Consider the following 16501-nt stretch of genomic DNA (forward strand, 5'->3'; position numbering starts at 1 on the left):
TCAGGCACAGCGGCTGGCGAGTTCCTTGTCAGATATCAGTTTTAACATGTCGTAAGTGGTGATGATACCGGTGATTCTGTCGGCTTTTGTAACAAAAATCCGGTGCAGGTGTTCGCGCATCATGATGTCGGCAATATCGCGTACCGGGGTGTGTTCGTCCACTGACCGTACGCTGGGGGTCATGATGTCTCTGACTTCGACCGGCACCTTGCCCATTTCCTCAAAAATGGCCATTCGCAGGCGTCGTGCCTCCTGTTTTTCTTCCGTTGTCAGATGCGCTTCGGAGTTATCGCGGTCGGCGTTCCAGCGGAATTCGGTAATGTCTTTGAGGGTGGCGATGCCGACGATGTCGCCGGTGTCATCGGTCACCGGGCTGCCGGTGATTTCGTTGTCGGTGAGGAAGCGGGCCAGCCTCTCCATCGTCCATGATTGCGGTACGGCCTTGATGCTGGGCGTCATGATCTCGTGGGCGAGAACCGTCATTTACCGGGTCCTGTTCTGTTAAAGGGTCCGTTTCAACAGAGCTTAGCCTGTCCGTTACGGTGAGTCATCCCCCGATTGCGATGGGGGCGTCACGCCGGTAAGTTGGCCGGCATCGTTGTACTCAAGAGTGTGGCCCTGATACCGGTCCTTGCGGGTGACGCGCTCCAGTTGCTCAAGGGATCGCAGCGGAATGTCCACCAGCAAGGTGTTCACCAGCCAGCCTGGAATGGAACCGTTGGGATCGGTGTGCTGAACCCAGATCATGCGGGTTTTGTCGCCCTCGGGTACAAACCGGTAGAGGGTGTCGGAGCGATCAACACGGACGTGGCCGTCAATCTCGTCACGGCGGTCCGGCACGGCGTTGAGATCCATGGTCACTTCGCCACTGGACTGATCGCCGTGGGTGCGGATGCGCAGCACGTAGTCCCGGTCGGTGACCGGCCAGGGCATGTCATTGACGGAGTAGGCATATCGGTCGTGAAAATCACCGTCTCCGAAGGCGCTGGATTCCGTGCAGTTGTGCACCCATTCCACGCAGGACTCGGGGTTGACCATCACCGCCAGCAGGTTCTCCATGGTGGAGTCCAGCAGGGCTTCGGCCTTGAAGGCCTTGAAGCTGGAGTCAGTCTGGCTGATGGTATAAACGCGGATGTTGTCGGCTTCCTTGCGGAGGGTCCAGCCGTCGGCGTCCTCTGGTGGCAAGTCTGCGGCCGACGCAACTACAGACAGGCTGACACCAGCGAGCAGTGCGCCAAGGCCACTTACCCAGCCTGAAATGCCTCGGGCTCTGGGGTTCTGCATAATGTACACTTTCTTGAATACGATGCAGCGATTCTAACATGGGCATTCGCGCGGACGTGATGCCGAATCAAGGGTTTGTGAACTGGGTAGCTGCCTTGTGATCCCAGCCAGGAAAATGGCCTGAATTGACGATGACGAAGGTAAAAAAATCCCCATAGCGGGACTACGGGGATTGATGGAAGACCACTTTGCCCGCCGGGGTCAGCAGGCATGCAGCGATCAGCTCTCCGGCAGGGTAACGTTCAGTTCCAGTACCGAACAGCTGTCATTGCGGTCCACCTCCACCTGGACCATGTCGTCGCTGATCTGCACGTATTTGCGAATGACCGCCAGCAGCTCCTGTTGCAACTGGGGCAGGTAGTCCGGCTGCTCTCGCTGGCCCCGTTCATGGGCAACGATGATCTGCAGGCGTTCTTTAGCCACGTTGGCGGTGTTGTTGCTTTTCTTGCTTTTAAAGTAATCGAGGAGTCTCATCCCTCAGTCCCCCTTGAACATCCGTGAGAAGAAACCTTTCTTCTGGGAGGTCATGAAACGGTGTTCCCGCTCCTCGCCCAACAGGCGTGCAACAGCGTCGTCGTAGGCCTGGCCTGCGTCACTGTCTTCTTCCAGAATCACCGGCATGCCCTGGTTGGAAGCATTCAGCACAATCTGGCTTTCCGGAATGACTCCCAGCAGGGGGATGGCAAGGATTTCTTCCACATCGGCCACGGACAGCATTTCCCCGCGTTCAACACGGCCGGGGTTGTAGCGGGTGAGCAGCAAGTGTTCCTTGACCGGGTCCTGGCCCATTTCGGCGCGCCGGGACTTGCTTTGGAGAATGCCCAGAATTCGGTCGGAATCCCGCACTGAAGACACTTCCGGGTTGGTGACCACCACAGCCTCATCAGCGTAGTACAGAGCCATCAATGCGCCATGCTCGATACCGGCCGGAGAGTCGCAGACGATGTAGTCGAAGGTTTCCGACAGTTCGTTGATGATTTTCTCTACGCCCTCACGGGTCAGCGCTTCTTTCTCCCGGGTCTGGGATGCCGGTAGAATGTAGAGGGTGTTCACCCGCTTGTCGCGGATCAGGGCCTGGTTGAGTGACGCTTCACCCTGGATGACGTTGACGAAGTCATACACCACCCGGCGTTCGCAGTTCATGATGAGATCAAGGTTGCGCAGGCCTACGTCAAAATCGATAACCACGGTCTTGTGACCGCGTTTGGCCAGGCCGGTGCTGATTGAGGCGCTGGTGGTGGTTTTGCCTACGCCACCTTTTCCTGAGGTAACGACAATGATTCTAGCCAAGGTTACATTCCTGTTTCGCAGTGGATTCGTCGTTTATGCCGAAAAAATCCGGTCGTTATAATTTGATCAGGCCTTTTCCAGTGGCGTAACCACCAGCAGGTCATCCCTGAGCTGGATCTGTACGGCGGTCTTCCAGCCGTGATCCTGGAGATCTTCGGAGATTTTATAGTGTCCGGCGATGGACACAAGCTCCGCCTCCAGTGACTGGCAAAAAACCCGGGCGGTGTGCGCTCCGTGAATGCCAGCCAGCGCCCGGCCCCGAAGTGGCCCGTAGACGTGGATATTACCCGCCGCCAGCACTTCCGCGCCAGCCTGTACCGGGGCCAGAATGATCAGGTCGCCTTCCGGCGCATAGACCTGCTGGCCGGACCGCACCGGTTGATTGATGATGCGGGCCGGGGCGGGATCGGCAGGGGCGTCCGCTGCCGGGGCAGCGGCCAGTTCAGGAGCCGGGGCGGGCTCGTTGGCGGCGGCTGCGTTGTTCTCGGCAGGCTGTGCCTGCCGGTCGCGCTGGTTGCCACCCGGCATCAAAGCCAGTGCCGCACCCCGCGCCAGCCGGCGCTGGTCGTCGTTGCCACCGCGAACACCAATCACATGGATGTTATGGCGGCGGCAGGCACCGATAATCTTGAAGAAATCCAGTTCGCTGCTCAGGCCTTCGTATTTTTCCAGGCTGATGATCAGCGGAATATCTTTGAAGAACCCGGGGGCCTGGCTGATCTTGTCCCGCAGGGTGTCCTCGAATTCGTCGTTATCGAAGTAATACAGTTCCAGGGCCGTCATGGAGACGCTGGCGCTTTTCAGTTGAAAGCAGTGTTGTACCCCTGAGGTGGCGGTATCGCTCATGAAAGCTTCTCTTCCTTGGAGTCAGTCCGGGTGTCGGCAGGGCGGGCGCGGAGAGGGTTGCCCTCAAAACGGATTCCGGACCAGCCGCTGCTGATGAACTGGCGAATATTACCATGGCTATCGCCCACAGGGTCATTCAGTACCTGTTGGTAATGTTCGGCGAACAACCCAAGGGTATCGGCCTCGCTCAGGCTGCAATACTGCCCGAGGGCAAAGACCCGGCAGGAGCCGGCGTTCTCGCCAGCCGCGTTGAACAGAGGGCCGTTCCGGAAGTCGGTGGGCTGGTACTCGAAATAACCATCAATAAGCGCGAGGGTGTCATCGAAGCTGGCGTGCCCGCCGCTCAGGGAGGCCAGGTGAATTCGTACCGCCTCGCTCACCTTCATGCGTTGTGATCCTGTTTCGGGCCTGTCTGATAGCGGGATTTCCAGTCTTCGTAGGGCATGCCATAGATCACCTCGCGGGCGTCCGGGTCGGACAGTTCAAAGCCGCGCTCGGCGGCTTCCGCCCGGTACCATTTGGACAGGCAGTTGCGGCAGAAGCCGGCCAGGTTCATCAGATCCAGATTCTGCACCTCGGTGTGGTCGCGCAGGTGCTGCACCAGGCGGCGAAATGCCGCGGCTTCGATCTCGGTTTGTGACTGCTCGGGAATGGGAGTTGTCATGGTCACTCGCTTGTTGGGCTGAAGATGGAAGTTGAGAGCTCCTGACATTCTCGGCATGTTACCGTAAGATACAAGGCTGTATATATGTACAGATTGTCGACCCGAGTTGTTGCCCATGCCCCAGCGCAAAATCATTCATGTGGATTGCGATTGCTTTTATGCCGCCGTGGAGATGCGGGATGATCCCTCCCTGAGGGAGGTGCCGCTGGCTGTCGGTGGGGAAGGCGGGCGCGGGGTGGTGACCACCTGTAACTATCGCGCCCGGGCGTTTGGGGTGCGCTCGGCCATGCCCGGCGGTGAAGCTCGCCGCCTGTGCCCGGGGCTGGTCACAGTACCGCCGGATATGGCGCGATACCGCGCGGTGTCGCAGCAGGTCATGGCCATCCTGCGGGAGCTGACCGATCTGGTGGAGCCGTTGTCGCTGGATGAAGCGTTTCTGGATGTCAGTGATATTACCGACCATAAGGGCAGCGCGACTCTTATGGCGCAGCACCTTCGCCAGCGGGTGCTGGACGAAGTGGGCATCACCATTTCCGCCGGGGTAGCACCCAATAAGTTTCTTGCCAAAATTGCCAGTGACTGGGAAAAACCGGACGGGCTGTTCGTGATCCGCCCTCAGGATGTGGACGGTTTCGTTGCCGGGCTGCCGGTGGAAAAACTGTTCGGGGTGGGGCAGGTAACGGCGGGTAAACTCCACGCCCTGGGGGTGGCCACGTGTGGCGACCTGCAGGCGATCGGAGCGGACGTCCTGATGGAGCGTTTTGGCAAGCAGGGCTACCGTTTGCATGAGATGGCGTTTGGTCGTGATGAGCGCTCGGTGGTGGTGTCCCGCATTGCCAAATCCCTCAGTGTGGAGCGCACCTTCTCTCAGGACCTGCCCGACAAGGCCGCGTGTGAAACCGTGATGGCATCGCTGGTGGCCGATCTGAACCTGCGCCTGAAACGCAAGGCCCGTGACAAGCCGATCCACAAGCTGTTTATCAAGATCCGCTACAGCGACTTCTCGACTCACACGCTGGAACGGGTCAGAGAACAGGTGCGGGAACCGGGGGTGGAGGACTATGGTCCGCTGCTGGATGAGTTGGTAACCGACTCTTCGCGCCCGGTGCGCTTGCTTGGTCTGGGGGTCAGGTTTCGCAATGACGATTCACCGGTTATGCAGCTGTGCCTGTTTGAATGAACAACGCCGGGCGGGCTCAGAGCGCCATCATGGCCAACGCTGAGGGCCCGACGCCGATGACGGCGAGGATGCCAAGGCCCCCGCCGATCACCGCTCCGGCCACCACATCACTTGGATAGTGCAGGCCCAGTATGACGCGGGATGCCGCCACGCTCAGAGTAAACGGCAGCAATAGCCAGAACAGCTCCGGAGCCGTTAACGCCAGAATCGTGGTAAAGCACACGGCGTGCAGGGTGTGACCGGAGGGAAAACTGTAGCGGTCCAGTGGTGGGGTGCCGCAATGGATGCTCGGGAATGAGATGAACGGTCGTTCCCGGATCAGCCAGCGCTTGAGCAGCTTGTAGGTGAGGGTGCAGGCGAGCCCGGTGGCGACCATCAGCAGAGCCAGCGCCAGGCCGTCATCAGGGCGGATCACTGGCATCGCCAGAATCAGGGCATACCACAACCAGCCATCGCCGAGGCGGCTGACCAGCTGGAAATAGCCGTGCACCGGCCGAAACCTCAGGCTGCGATTGATTGCCTGGCAGAAGGCGTATTCCCGTTGATCCACCAGATTAAAGAAGCGAGACGCTTTGGTTGTTGATGGCATGGTCATTGGCCTTTATTGGCTGATTGAATACCAGCTGTTCAAACTGCTCGATCTGGCTGGCCCAGTTCAGTTCCAGGGCGTCCAGGCGTGCCTGGGCGCGGATGCGGTTCAGTAGCGTGGGTTGATCGGCCAGCTGCAGCAGCAAGCCTTGGCAGAGATGCCGGAGGGTGTTGGCCACGCCATTGATTTCCGGAGGAAAGGTTTCAGAAACAATGGTAATGTGGCTGGTGCGCCTGACGGTCGTGGGTGTTGTGGTCACGGTGTGTCCTGCCTGTCTCTGAGTCATGCCTCCACTATGAAAAGTCGCTGTGACAGTTGTGCGACAGCCGCATGACAATCTGTTTACCTTTTGATCAGACCACCCGGAGATTCCATGGAGAAGCGTAAGCTTGGCAATACCGATATTGATGTCAGCCTGATCTGTCTCGGCACCATGACCTGGGGCCAGCAGAATACCGAGCAGGAGGCCTTCCAGCAGCTTGATCTGGCGATGGCGGAAGGTGTGAATTTCATCGATGCTGCCGAAATGTATCCGGTGCCGCCCCGCCCTGAAACTCAGGGTCTGACGGAGCAGTATCTTGGCAACTGGCTGGCTCGTCGTGGCCGCCGGGATGATCTGGTGGTTGCCTCGAAAGTGGCCGGCCCCGGCAACGGCCTGACCTATCTGCGCAACGGCCCGCGGCTCACCCGTGATCACGTACGGCAGGCCTGTGAGCAGAGCCTGAAACGGCTGCAAACCGATTACCTTGATCTGTACCAGGTGCACTGGCCGGACCGGAATGCCAATTTTTTCGGTAAGTTGGGCTATGCGCATGATCCAGAAGAGCAATCAACGCCGATCGAGGAAACCCTGTCGGCCCTCAATGAGCTGGTCCGGGAAGGTAAAATCCGGCACATCGGGCTGTCTAACGAGACGCCGTGGGGCGCGATGGAATACTGCAGGCTGGCCGGTGAGAAAGACTGGCCCCGGCCGGTGAGCATCCAGAACCCTTACAACCTGCTCAACCGCTCCTATGAAGTCGGCATGGCAGAGATTTCCCATCGCGAGCAGACCGGGCTGTTGGCGTACTCGCCGCTGGCGTTCGGTATGCTCTCTGGTAAATACCTGGGTGGCCAGCGCCCGGCAGGTGCCCGTATGACCCTGTTTGAGCGTTTCAGCCGCTACACCGGCCGCCGTGGCGAAGCGGCGACTCAAGCCTACGTGGATCTTGCCCGTGAGCACGGCATTTCGCCGGTTCAGGTGGCATTGGCCTGGGTCAACAGCCGGGAGTTCGTCACCAGCAATATCATCGGGGCTACGACGTTGGCGCAGCTGAAGGAAAACCTGGGGTCGGCTAATGTGACCTTGAGTGAAGACGTTATCACTGCCATCGAGGCCATTCATCAGGACTTCACCTATCCCTGCCCGTGAAGCGGATTCTTCTGTGTTGACGCAGTGGTGTTAACGCGCTGAAACAAATGGAACTATAATTTGACAAAAATGCGGTGATTTGGTGACAAAAATCTGACCTTATTGTGTGCGATTTCACATCTTTCAGGGCTCTAATCGTTAGACTTTAGCCTTATACGAACGTAGAATCCCGCTCAAATAAAAAAAGGTCATCTGACATATCATGATTATTCGCATTTTTGCAGCGCTGCTGGCGCTTAACATGGTGGCATTTATGGTGCGGGCCGAGGCAGGCGAGCGCATCATCGCTGACAAGGTCATCGCCGAAGACGTCTATGAATTGCAGGAACGGATGGCCGGCAATTTCGACAATGAAAATCCCGACGAAGCGTTTGCCGAGATCGGCTCCCGGTTGCTGAGCCTTGGTTTGGTTCGCTCTGAGTCTGATAAAAAGCGCTATGCGTCGGATCCGGCTCGCCCGGACCATGGTGTTGCCTTACTTGAAGAAGGTGCCGCGCTGAATCTCAAGTGGGATTTCTGAGTCTCCAGAGACGCGTTCGAACCTTTTTAGCCCCGAATATCCCCGAATGACTGCGCGGGCTCATTGCCTGTATCTATCCGTCATGTGATTATCCTCTCCGGAACCCTCGTTGAAGGTTATAAAGGAGTATGGATATGGCAGCAGACGCGCCGTTACGCCTGAGTGATACCAATGCCTGTGTGGATGCCGTCATCGAACGGGTCGGCAGGGACATCACCCTTGGGTTACCTCTGGGGCTGGGGAAGCCTGTTCGTTTTGTGAATGCGCTCTATCAGCGCGCCAAAGATGATCCCTCTATTAACCTCCATATTGTGACGGCCTTGTCACTGCTCGCCCCGACCGGCGCGTCGTCGCTGGAAAAACGGTTCATGGGGCCGTTCAGTGAGCGCCTGTTTGGTCGGATTCCAGAGCTTGCCTACGCCCGGGATGTGACCGCCAACCGTTTGCCGGACAATGTCCGGGTGTCGGAGTTCTTCTTCAAGGCGGGCTCATTCCTCAATAACACTGACCAGCAGCGGAACTACGTCTGTACCAATTATACCCACGCAGTGCGGGATCTGATGGCGCTGGGGGTAAACGTCGTTGGCCAGATGGTCTCGCCGGGGGCGGACTGCGGCCAGCCGGGGAAGGTTAGCCTCAGTTCAAACCCTGATTTGTCGCTGGATCTTTTGCCCCGTCTTCGTGAACGTGAGGCCGAAGGAACTCCGGTTGCGGTGGTGGCGGAGTTCAATCGGGAACTGCCGTTCCTGGGCAATCATGCGGTTATTGGTGAAGAGCGGTTCGATGTGGTGCTGGACCATCCAGCCACGGACTATCCGTTGTTCTCAGCGCCGCAGATGGCGGTCAGCCCTGAGGATCACTTGATCGGTTTCTACGCCAGTGCACTGCTCAAAGACGGCGGCACACTTCAGGTGGGCATTGGCTCCCTTGGCGCGGCTCTGGTCCACAGCGCGATTTTGCGCCATAAGGACAATGACCGCTGGAAAGCGGTCTACCAACACCTAAAGGTGGCGGAGCACTTTCCTCTGGTTGAGCGTGAAGGCGGCACGGAGCCGTTCAGCGAGGGGTTGTACGGGTGCAGCGAAATGATGGTTGATGGCTTCTACTATCTGCTCGACGCCGGTGTGCTCACGCGTGAGGTCTTCGATCACGCCGGTCTTCAGGAACTTATCAACCGCGGCGACATCGCCAATCAGGTGTCGCTGGATACCCTCGATGTGTTGCGCCGTGAGAAACTGATTGACTCGCCCCTGCGTGCGAGAGATGTGCGCTGGCTGGCCCGCTTCGGTGTGTTGAGACCGGAGGTGGAATTCAAGGGCGGGCGGCTCCGAGTGGGGGAGCAGTCCCTGGACCCGGATCTTGATAACGAAGAGTCCCGGGAAGCCATCCGCACCCTCGCTCTGGGGGATCGTTTAAGCGGCGGTGTGGTCATGCACGGTGGCTTTTATGTCGGCCCGGAACGGTTTTACCAGGCGTTACGGGACATGCCGGAGCAGGACCGCGAACGCCTGTGCATGACCAGCGTGAATTACATCAACCACCTGTATGACCATGAATTTGGCAACCAGCGGTTGAAAGCCGCCCAGCGGGTACAAGGCCGGTTTATCAATTCCGCGATGATGTACACCCTGAATGGCGCGGCGGTGTCCGACGGCCTGGAAGATGGCCGGGTGGTGAGTGGCGTGGGTGGGCAATACAACTTTGTTGCGATGGCCCATGAACTTCCCGGCGCGCGATCCATCCTGACGCTCCGCAGCACGCGGCAATCCCGGGGGGAGACCGTGTCCAACATCGTGTTCAGTTACGGGCATTGCACCATTCCCCGGCACCTGCGGGATATTGTCATCACCGAATATGGCATTGCCGATCTGCGTGGGCAGCCGGATGAACAGGTCTATCTGCGGCTGATCCGCATTGCCGATTCCCGTTTTCAGCCGGAGTTGCTGGACCAGGCCAAAAAGGCCGGCAAGGTCTCACGGGGTTTCAGGTTGCCGCCGCACTGGCGTGACAACACTCCGGAGGCGGTGCGCGATGCGGTCAGTGCTGGCGGGCAGCATGACCTGTTTCCGGCGTTTCCGTTCGGCTGCGATTTCACCGGGGAGGAGCTGACACTGGGTAAGGCGCTGACATTCCTCAAGACCGCAACGGCGACCCGACGTGGTAAACTAGTCACGTTGTGGCAAGCGCTTCGCGAGAGTGATGAAGAAGGCCAGTACGCGGCGCTTCTGGAGCGTATGGGGCTTGCCAATCCGCGCGGTCTGAAAGCCAAGCTCGATCAGCGGCTGGTGATTCACGGGCTGCGCAAAACTGACACACCACCGGATACAGGAAGCCAAGAGACCTGATGCAAAAGCCTGACGTATTTACCGTTCATTATGTCCTGAAGAACAAGATCGGAGAGCTGGTCGATACTTCGGAGGGCAGTGAGCCGCTGCATTTTCTGCACGGCAGCCCCGGTATCGTTGCCGGAGTTCAGGAGGCGGTAAAGGACCGTAACGTAGGAGACTGTCTGGAAGTGACGGTGCCGCCCTCCATGGCCTACGGCGAGCACAACCCGGAACTGATTCGCACCGTTCCCCGGTCGATGTTCGAGGGCATCGAAAACCTCGCGGTCGGCATGAAATTCCAGACCAACACCGGTGACAACGCCCAGATTGTTCAGGTGGTGAGCATTGATGGCAACCTGGTGAAGGTCGATGCCAACCATCCCCTGGCGGGATTCACGCTCTATTTCGACCTTGAAATCGTCGGTAAGCGTGAGGCAACGGAAGATGAGGTCGCCCAGGGGCGTCCGCTGGATTGATACCCCGCCCGATCCTGATAAGCCGTCTGAACACCACCGGCAACCGTTTGCCTCAGTGTCTCCGCCAGATCAGCCAATGATTGGTCGTTGCTCACCGGTACCGCTGGATGAAAGACGACGGTCACTTCCACGGCGGCCTGTCTGAGCATGCGTGGCAGGTGGTGCTGAAAATCGTCATCGCCGATAAACGGTGCCAGTTGGTCCGGACGTCCATTGCGCGTGTAGGCAATGCTGATGGGCTGGATAGCCACACCGGCCTGCGGCGCGGCCTGGAGCAGGCGGCTGTGGAACGGTAAAACGCTCAGGCCGCTGCTGGTGGTGCCTTCCGGAAACACCAGAACGGACTGGCCGGACACCAGCGTGGCCGAAATCTCCGCCTGCGCCTCCCGGGCGCGACCGCCACCCCGGGTGATGAACAAAGTGCCGGCCTGCTGCGCGAGCCAGCCAATGACCGGCCAACGCCCCACTTCAGCCTTCGACAGGAACCGCAAGGGAACACGACCGCCGAGCACGGGGATGTCCGACCAGGAAACGTGGTTACTGACGAACAGAACGTTGTTTTTCGCCGGCACGCCTTGTTGGCGGATGCGAAAGCCCAGGCAGCGGCTGGCGTAGTCAAAGCAGAAGCGGGCGATGGGTGCCCGATTGATGGGCCTGCGGGTTACCGTCTCCAGTGTCAGGCACGTGGCGGCGATCAGGCCGGTGACGATGAGGAAACCGCAAAATAACGTCAGCCGCAGGCTCAGGCGGAGTGTGCCCATGGTAATCCTCCTGATTTAGCGTTGACCCATGAAGTGTCGACTGTACCGGGACGCCAGGTGGCTCACCTCCAGCACAACTAACAGATCGGCACAGCGGAACTCCGGGTCCCAGCAGGGCTCCCCGCACACCCTCGCGCCCAGCCGCATGTAGGCCTTGATCAGCGCGGGCACATCCACCGGTTTTTCGACGTGGGTTGGGTGAGCCAGGTGCGGTAATTCCCGCATCGGCGTGACGCGAAAGGCGTCCTCCGCCATGAATTCCCGTTGCAGGTAACGGGCAATATTCCAGGCTTTCAGGCCGCCATCCGCCATGCTGATGCTGGCACAGCCCATCAGGTATTCAACATCGTGCCGGACCAGATATTCGGCCAGGGAGGCCCACAGCAGGGTAATGGTTGCCCCGTTGCGATAATCCGGGTGGACGCACGTCCGTCCGAGCTCCGCTACGTTCCCGGCCAACTGTTTGATCATGTCGAGGTTGAATTCGCCCTCAGAATAGAATCCTCCGGCGTCCTGAGCCCGGTGCTGGTGAAGCACCCGCGTTGTTGCCACAAGCTCGCCGGTGATTTCATCGGTGACGACCAGGTGATCGCAGTGCCGGTCAAAGCTGTCGGCGTCGATGCCCGGGATGACAGCCCCGAGGTCTGAACCATACTCCTCGGAAAATACACGGTAACGCAGCCGTTGCGCAGCTTCTACGGTGGCTGCGTGGTTGGTAATGCCAGCCCTGAGTTTGCGGGCGGGGCGACTGACGGGAACGGATTGTGGGCTCATGACCAAGTCTCATTGTTGCCGTTTCCAGACAAGGCTATGAACCCGGTATGACAGGGGAATGACGCCACGGTGACGACTCTGTGACAGTTCGCGGCCCGCCCCCAGAGAGGTCGACATTGTCACCGGCTGTAACAGCGTGGGGGTTCCATGTATATTTCTGAATAGCATGTATAATTGCTGTTACAGCAGGTTGCCTGTATTGTCAGGTTTTGAGTGCTTCTTCTGAAACCGGAATAACAAAACCAGAGATGGATGGCGTGGAACAGACAAACGAAAGTTGGCGAATTCTCATTGTCGAGGATGACGAGCGGCTGGCAGAACTGACGCGGGAATACCTCGAGAGCAATGGCCTGGCCGTTACTCTTGAAACCCACGGCGGTCAGGCAGTTGAGCGCATCCGCAACGAGCAGCCTGACCTGGTTGTTCTTGATCTTATGTTGCCAGGGGAAGATGGCTTGTCCATTTGTCGCCGGGTGAGGCCGTTTTACCAGGGGCCGATCATCATGCTCACCGCCCGCACGGATGATCTTGATCAGGTGCTGGGTCTGGAAATGGGCGCGGATGACTACATCGGCAAACCCGTGAAGCCCCGCGTGCTGCTGGCCCGGATTCGCGCCATGCTGAGGCGGATAACCGAGGGCATTCAGGGTGGTGCTGACGAGGCGAAGGGTGAGGAGCCGGTCAGGCTCCAGTTCAATGACCTGGTGGTGGATCGCTCCATGCGTGAAGCCTGGCTGAATGACGAGAGTATCGATCTCACCAGTGCCGAATTCGACCTGCTTTGGCTGTTGGCAAGCAACGCCGGGCGCGTACTCAGCCGCGAAGAAATATTTACCGCTTTGCGTGGCATTGAGTATGACGGACAGGACCGCTCCATCGATGTCCGGGTATCGCGAATCCGCCCGAAAATCGGTGATGACCCGATTCACCCCAGGCGCATCAAAACGGTTCGCAGTAAAGGCTATTTGTTCGTAAAAGAAGCCTGAACCATCCGCCTCTGGCGCGGGCCTTTCTGCTTCGGCAGCCGGGCCCGCGTTCCTCGTCAGGGTTAATGCAATGCCCCTGAAATTCTTCTTCAAACTGTATCTGCGTCTGGTCGGCCTCACCGGGCTGGTGCTGGTGCTGTGCGTCGCGCTGTTTACGGGCATCAACTCCGTTCGCGAACAGTTCTGGAGCGAACGTTACCCAGAACCTCTGATGCGCTGGCTGGCTGCCGCGCCTGCGCCGGCTGAACAGTATCATTGGCTGGCATCCCTGTACGATTTTCGCGTGTCGTCGCCAGACCTGTCGCTGTCGTCTGTTGACCTTGAGCGGCTCGGCTACGGCCAGGTGGTTGCCCGGGAGTCTTCGGTCGGGCAGCAGCTTCTGGTGCAGCGATTTGACGGTGCCATTCTCACTCTCCGGTTTCGTGACACCTATCGGGATGTGGCCGAAGCGACGGCGCTGGTGGTCCGCTCCCACCTGAACCAGGCGCAAGGAATGGGTGAGGAGGACAGGGCACATATCCTGCAACAGCTGGCAGAGGCGCTGGACGTTTCCTTGCAGCCAATCCGGAACCCGAACGAGGTGCCTGACGGCGAGGTGCTGGACCGCGTGTCTGAGCGTGGGCTGGCGCTGTATCAGCATGGCTCTGGTGGTGTGGCCAGCGTGATGATCCGGCTTGAAGATGGATCGCTGGTTAATCTCGCCATGCCATCGCCTTTTCAGGGCTGGGCCTGGCCGGTCGTGTTGCTGCTGATGATTGTAAGCGGTGGCGTGTTGGCTCTCGCGCTGCATCTGACGCTGCGGGATCTGGACAGCAATCTGCGGGCGGTGGAATCGGTGGCGGTGCGCATTGCCCGGGGCGAAATGGGGGCCCGGGTCGACGGGGGTGACAGCAACCTGGTCTCGAGGCTGGCGGCCGCGTTTAATGGTATGGCAGAACACATGCAGCGGCTGGTGGGGGTGCAGCGGGAAATGATCCATGCGGTCTCCCACGAGCTGCGGACGCCGGTTGCGCGCATACGGTTCGGCGTGCAGATGATCGAGAACGCGTCCAGTCCTGAAGCCCTGCAGAAGCAGTTGGATGGCATTGACGGAGACATTCAGGAACTGGACGAGCTGATCGACGAAATTCTCACTTACGCCCGTCTGGAACAGGGTGGCCCCGTGTTTGCCCTTGAGGAGACCTCGGTCACGGACATCGTGCGCCAGGTGGTTGGCGAGCAACAGCGGGTCCGCGTCGAGTTGGCCATTTCCGAGATCATTGACAGTGAATCCGAGCGTTGGGGGTTGTCCGACGTTGAGCCTCGTTATCTCCATCGTGCCATCCAGAATCTGGTGGGCAATGCGGGCCGTTATGCCAAAAGCAAAGTGGTGGTGAACTGCCATTTCGACGATGACAACTGCCGGGTTGATGTCGAGGACGATGGCCCGGGCATTCCGGAGGAGGACTGGGAAAAAGTATTCACCGCGTTTGCCCGTCTGGATGACAGCCGCACGCGGACGTCAGGTGGCTATGGGCTGGGCTTGTCGATTGTCCGCCGCATTCTGTACTGGCATGGAGGGCAGGCGTTTGTCAGCCGTAGCGAGAAGCTGGGCGGTGCCCGTTTCAGCCTGGTGTGGCCCCGCAAAAAGCCGGACGACGCCATTGTGTGAACCAGGCCTCACCCCCTAACCAGATGTAACAATCGGCATACATAACCGCAACTGAACGGCCCTGAAGCTTTGCCCATAATTCGCAGTGTAAGGGATGACTTTTGAGGTTGTAGTTCTTACGAACTTTCCTTGTTTCATTCGTCATTTGAGGGCCGGTTTTTCCGGCCCTTTTTTTTGCTTTTTTGTTGTCCTTCCACGCCTGCCCCGCTCTCCGCTGTTAGAATCACCAGAAAACAATGGAGTGCTGAACAAAATGCCTGACTACATTCTCGCCATTGATCAGGGAACCACCAGCTCCCGCGCCATCGTGTTTGATGAGACCGGCACCAGTGTGGCGGTGGCCCAGCAGGAATTTCATCAATATTTCCCCCGGGATGGCTGGGTGGAGCACGATGCCACGGAAATCTGGGAAAGCACACTGGCGGTCTGTCGTGAGGTTCTGGGTAAAGCGGGCATAGACGCAGCCCGGCTCGCCGGCATCGGCATCACCAATCAGCGCGAGACCACGGTGATCTGGGACCGGGAGTCTGGTGAGCCGATCCATCATGCCATAGTCTGGCAGGATCGCCGAACCGCGTCCATTTGTACCAAGCTCAAGACCGACGGTCATGAAAGCAGGGTAGTTGAGCGCACCGGCCTGTTGATTGACCCGTATTTTTCCGCCACCAAGATCGCCTGGATACTGGACAACACCGACGGGGCGCGAGCTCGGGCGGAAGCCGGCGAGCTTGCCTTCGGTACCATCGACAGCTGGCTGCTGTGGAACCTTACGGGCGGGCGCTCCCACCTGACTGACGCCACCAACGCGTCACGCACGGCGTTGTTCAACATTCATGAGCAGGACTGGGACGCAGAGCTGCTGACGCTGTTCCGGGTGCCGAAAGCGCTGTTGCCCGGGGTGATGGATTGTGCGGCGGACTTTGGCCATACCGAAGCACACTGGCTGGGCGCAGCCGTGCCGGTTGCCGGCATTGCGGGTGATCAGCACGCGGCGCTGATTGGCCAGGCCTGTTTCGAGCCGGGCATGGCGAAAAGCACATACGGTACGGGCTGTTTCCTGATGCTGAATACCGGGGATCAGGCACTGAGATCCGAGAACCGTCTGCTCACGACCATGGCTTACCGGCTTGATGGCAAGCCGTGTTACGCGATGGAAGGCAGCATTTTTGTCGCGGGAGCCGCCATGCAGTGGTTACGAGACGGGCTGAAGCTGATTCGCGACGCCAGCGAATCTGCCGCTCATGCCGAGCAGGTCGGCGTGGACAATCCGGTCTATCTGGTGCCGGCGTTCACCGGGCTGGGTGCCCCGCACTGGGACCCTCACGCCCGGGGTGCCATCATGGGGCTGACCCGTGATACCGGCATCGCAGAGATCGTGACGGCGGGACTGCAGTCCGTGTGTTATCAGACCAAGGACCTGGTTCGGGCGATCCAGAACGACGGTGCCAGCCTGCAAGCGCTGCGCGTGGATGGTGGTATGGCGGTGAACGACTGGGTCATGCAGTTTCTGGCGGACATTCTCAACGTCACCGTTGATCGCCCCAGAGTGACGGAAACCACGGCTCTGGGAGCCGCCTACCTGGCGGGGCTGCACGTCGGCGTGTTTCGCAGCCTGGAAGACATTGCCGGTTTATGGGAAAGGGAACGCCGCTTCGAGCCTGCCATGAGGCCTGCGTTGAGGGAATCGCTGTATGCCGGCTGGCTCGATGCGGTTGAGCGAATCTGTAACAACTGAGCGGCAG

At 59.1% G+C, this 16501-nt stretch carries 18 protein-coding genes and 1 pseudogene; 8 read left to right on the forward strand and 11 right to left on the reverse strand.

All coding sequences use genetic code 11. The annotated features are described in order from the left end of the window. The 7 genes from WD429_RS15370 to WD429_RS15400 all read right to left on the reverse strand — a co-directional run bounded on the left by WD429_RS15370 (position 1) and on the right by WD429_RS15400 (position 4084). Positions 1–483 carry an HPP family protein gene (locus tag WD429_RS15370; protein ID WP_368423064.1) on the reverse strand — a complete coding sequence of 161 codons (483 nt, stop codon included), beginning with the start codon at positions 481–483 and terminating at the stop codon, positions 1–3. A gap of 54 nt (positions 484–537) precedes the next feature. Continuing rightward, a complete protein-coding gene (locus WD429_RS15375; RefSeq protein ID WP_368423065.1) occupies positions 538–1284 on the reverse strand; it encodes an START domain-containing protein in 747 nt (248 codons plus the stop codon). Between the two features lie 219 nt (positions 1285–1503). Beyond that, positions 1504–1758: a cell division topological specificity factor MinE gene (minE, locus tag WD429_RS15380; protein ID WP_368423066.1), complete on the reverse strand. Its 255-nt coding sequence runs from the start codon at positions 1756–1758 to the stop codon at positions 1504–1506. A 3-nt stretch (positions 1759–1761) separates the two neighbouring features. Then, positions 1762–2574 carry a septum site-determining protein MinD gene (minD, locus tag WD429_RS15385; RefSeq protein WP_368423067.1) on the reverse strand — a complete coding sequence of 271 codons (813 nt, stop codon included), beginning with the start codon at positions 2572–2574 and terminating at the stop codon, positions 1762–1764. A gap of 66 nt (positions 2575–2640) precedes the next feature. Next, complete coding sequence (gene minC, locus WD429_RS15390; RefSeq protein ID WP_368423068.1) at positions 2641–3420, reverse strand: septum site-determining protein MinC; 780 nt, start codon at positions 3418–3420, stop codon at positions 2641–2643. Then, entirely contained in the window at positions 3417–3806 is a 390-nt protein-coding gene (locus WD429_RS15395; protein WP_368423069.1) for a HopJ type III effector protein, read from the reverse strand. The genes minC and WD429_RS15395 overlap by 4 nt, the downstream gene beginning before the upstream one ends. Beyond that, entirely contained in the window at positions 3803–4084 is a 282-nt protein-coding gene (locus WD429_RS15400; RefSeq protein ID WP_368423257.1) for a DUF1244 domain-containing protein, read from the reverse strand. Before WD429_RS15400 ends, WD429_RS15395 begins: the two co-directional genes overlap by 4 nt. Before the next feature lie 115 nt (positions 4085–4199). On the opposite strand from WD429_RS15400, the gene dinB reads away from it, so the two are divergent. Continuing rightward, complete coding sequence (gene dinB, locus WD429_RS15405; protein ID WP_368423070.1) at positions 4200–5264, forward strand: DNA polymerase IV; 1065 nt, start codon at positions 4200–4202, stop codon at positions 5262–5264. Between the two features lie 16 nt (positions 5265–5280). Here dinB and WD429_RS15410 read toward each other — a convergent pair whose 3' ends face one another. Together WD429_RS15410 and WD429_RS15415 are read right to left on the reverse strand one after the other, a co-directional pair. Continuing rightward, a complete protein-coding gene (locus WD429_RS15410; protein ID WP_368423071.1) occupies positions 5281–5853 on the reverse strand; it encodes a phosphatase PAP2 family protein in 573 nt (190 codons plus the stop codon). A gap of 142 nt (positions 5854–5995) precedes the next feature. Continuing rightward, positions 5996–6139, reverse strand: a pseudogene (locus tag WD429_RS15415) (glycosyltransferase family 1 protein); the annotation flags it as partial. Between the two features lie 87 nt (positions 6140–6226). Between WD429_RS15415 and WD429_RS15420 the strand changes: the two are divergent. The 4 genes from WD429_RS15420 to WD429_RS15435 all read left to right on the forward strand — a co-directional run bounded on the left by WD429_RS15420 (position 6227) and on the right by WD429_RS15435 (position 10587). Next, a complete protein-coding gene (locus WD429_RS15420; protein ID WP_368423072.1) occupies positions 6227–7264 on the forward strand; it encodes an NADP(H)-dependent aldo-keto reductase in 1038 nt (345 codons plus the stop codon). A 202-nt stretch (positions 7265–7466) separates the two neighbouring features. Further along, entirely contained in the window at positions 7467–7784 is a 318-nt protein-coding gene (locus WD429_RS15425) for a hypothetical protein (RefSeq protein ID WP_368423073.1), read from the forward strand. A gap of 134 nt (positions 7785–7918) precedes the next feature. Further along, positions 7919–10129: an acetyl-CoA hydrolase/transferase C-terminal domain-containing protein gene (locus WD429_RS15430; protein ID WP_368423074.1), complete on the forward strand. Its 2211-nt coding sequence runs from the start codon at positions 7919–7921 to the stop codon at positions 10127–10129. Beyond that, complete coding sequence (locus WD429_RS15435) at positions 10129–10587, forward strand: peptidylprolyl isomerase (protein WP_368423075.1); 459 nt, start codon at positions 10129–10131, stop codon at positions 10585–10587. Before WD429_RS15430 ends, WD429_RS15435 begins: the two co-directional genes overlap by 1 nt. Here the strand turns inward: WD429_RS15435 and WD429_RS15440 are convergent. Continuing rightward, positions 10512–11348 carry a lysophospholipid acyltransferase family protein gene (locus tag WD429_RS15440; RefSeq protein ID WP_368423076.1) on the reverse strand — a complete coding sequence of 279 codons (837 nt, stop codon included), beginning with the start codon at positions 11346–11348 and terminating at the stop codon, positions 10512–10514. The genes WD429_RS15435 and WD429_RS15440 overlap by 76 nt on opposite strands. Before the next feature lie 15 nt (positions 11349–11363). Further along, complete coding sequence (locus WD429_RS15445; protein WP_368423077.1) at positions 11364–12122, reverse strand: GNAT family N-acetyltransferase; 759 nt, start codon at positions 12120–12122, stop codon at positions 11364–11366. Positions 12123–12370: 248 nt separating this feature from the next. On the opposite strand from WD429_RS15445, the gene WD429_RS15450 reads away from it, so the two are divergent. From WD429_RS15450 to glpK, 3 genes are all read left to right on the forward strand, one after another. After that, entirely contained in the window at positions 12371–13108 is a 738-nt protein-coding gene (locus tag WD429_RS15450; RefSeq protein WP_368423078.1) for a response regulator, read from the forward strand. A 70-nt stretch (positions 13109–13178) separates the two neighbouring features. Next, complete coding sequence (locus tag WD429_RS15455) at positions 13179–14759, forward strand: ATP-binding protein (RefSeq protein ID WP_368423079.1); 1581 nt, start codon at positions 13179–13181, stop codon at positions 14757–14759. Positions 14760–15012: 253 nt separating this feature from the next. After that, positions 15013–16494 (forward strand): glycerol kinase GlpK, encoded by a 1482-nt coding sequence (gene glpK, locus WD429_RS15460; RefSeq protein ID WP_368423080.1) that lies wholly within the window; start codon positions 15013–15015, stop codon positions 16492–16494. Positions 16495–16501: the final 7 nt, after the last annotated feature.

This window comes from Marinobacter sp. (assembly GCF_040904845.1).
Lineage (GTDB): Bacteria > Pseudomonadota > Gammaproteobacteria > Pseudomonadales > Oleiphilaceae > Marinobacter.

Excerpts from the sequence above, each read along its gene's own strand:
- WD429_RS15370 (WP_368423064.1), bottom strand. The coding sequence starts at position 483 with ATGACGGTTCTCGCCCACGAGATCATGACGCCCAGCATCAAGGCCGTA.
- WD429_RS15375 (WP_368423065.1), bottom strand. The coding sequence starts at position 1,284 with ATGCAGAACCCCAGAGCCCGAGGCATTTCAGGCTGGGTAAGTGGCCTT.
- minE (WP_368423066.1), bottom strand. The coding sequence starts at position 1,758 with ATGAGACTCCTCGATTACTTTAAAAGCAAGAAAAGCAACAACACCGCC.
- minC (WP_368423068.1), bottom strand. The coding sequence starts at position 3,420 with ATGAGCGATACCGCCACCTCAGGGGTACAACACTGCTTTCAACTGAAA.
- WD429_RS15395 (WP_368423069.1), bottom strand. The coding sequence starts at position 3,806 with ATGAAGGTGAGCGAGGCGGTACGAATTCACCTGGCCTCCCTGAGCGGC.
- WD429_RS15400 (WP_368423257.1), bottom strand. The coding sequence starts at position 4,084 with ATGACAACTCCCATTCCCGAGCAGTCACAAACCGAGATCGAAGCCGCG.
- dinB (WP_368423070.1), top strand. The coding sequence starts at position 4,200 with ATGCCCCAGCGCAAAATCATTCATGTGGATTGCGATTGCTTTTATGCC.
- WD429_RS15410 (WP_368423071.1), bottom strand. The coding sequence starts at position 5,853 with ATGCCATCAACAACCAAAGCGTCTCGCTTCTTTAATCTGGTGGATCAA.
- WD429_RS15420 (WP_368423072.1), top strand. The coding sequence starts at position 6,227 with ATGGAGAAGCGTAAGCTTGGCAATACCGATATTGATGTCAGCCTGATC.
- WD429_RS15425 (WP_368423073.1), top strand. The coding sequence starts at position 7,467 with ATGATTATTCGCATTTTTGCAGCGCTGCTGGCGCTTAACATGGTGGCA.
- WD429_RS15430 (WP_368423074.1), top strand. The coding sequence starts at position 7,919 with ATGGCAGCAGACGCGCCGTTACGCCTGAGTGATACCAATGCCTGTGTG.
- WD429_RS15435 (WP_368423075.1), top strand. The coding sequence starts at position 10,129 with ATGCAAAAGCCTGACGTATTTACCGTTCATTATGTCCTGAAGAACAAG.
- WD429_RS15440 (WP_368423076.1), bottom strand. The coding sequence starts at position 11,348 with ATGGGCACACTCCGCCTGAGCCTGCGGCTGACGTTATTTTGCGGTTTC.
- WD429_RS15445 (WP_368423077.1), bottom strand. The coding sequence starts at position 12,122 with ATGAGCCCACAATCCGTTCCCGTCAGTCGCCCCGCCCGCAAACTCAGG.
- WD429_RS15450 (WP_368423078.1), top strand. The coding sequence starts at position 12,371 with ATGGATGGCGTGGAACAGACAAACGAAAGTTGGCGAATTCTCATTGTC.
- WD429_RS15455 (WP_368423079.1), top strand. The coding sequence starts at position 13,179 with ATGCCCCTGAAATTCTTCTTCAAACTGTATCTGCGTCTGGTCGGCCTC.
- glpK (WP_368423080.1), top strand. The coding sequence starts at position 15,013 with ATGCCTGACTACATTCTCGCCATTGATCAGGGAACCACCAGCTCCCGC.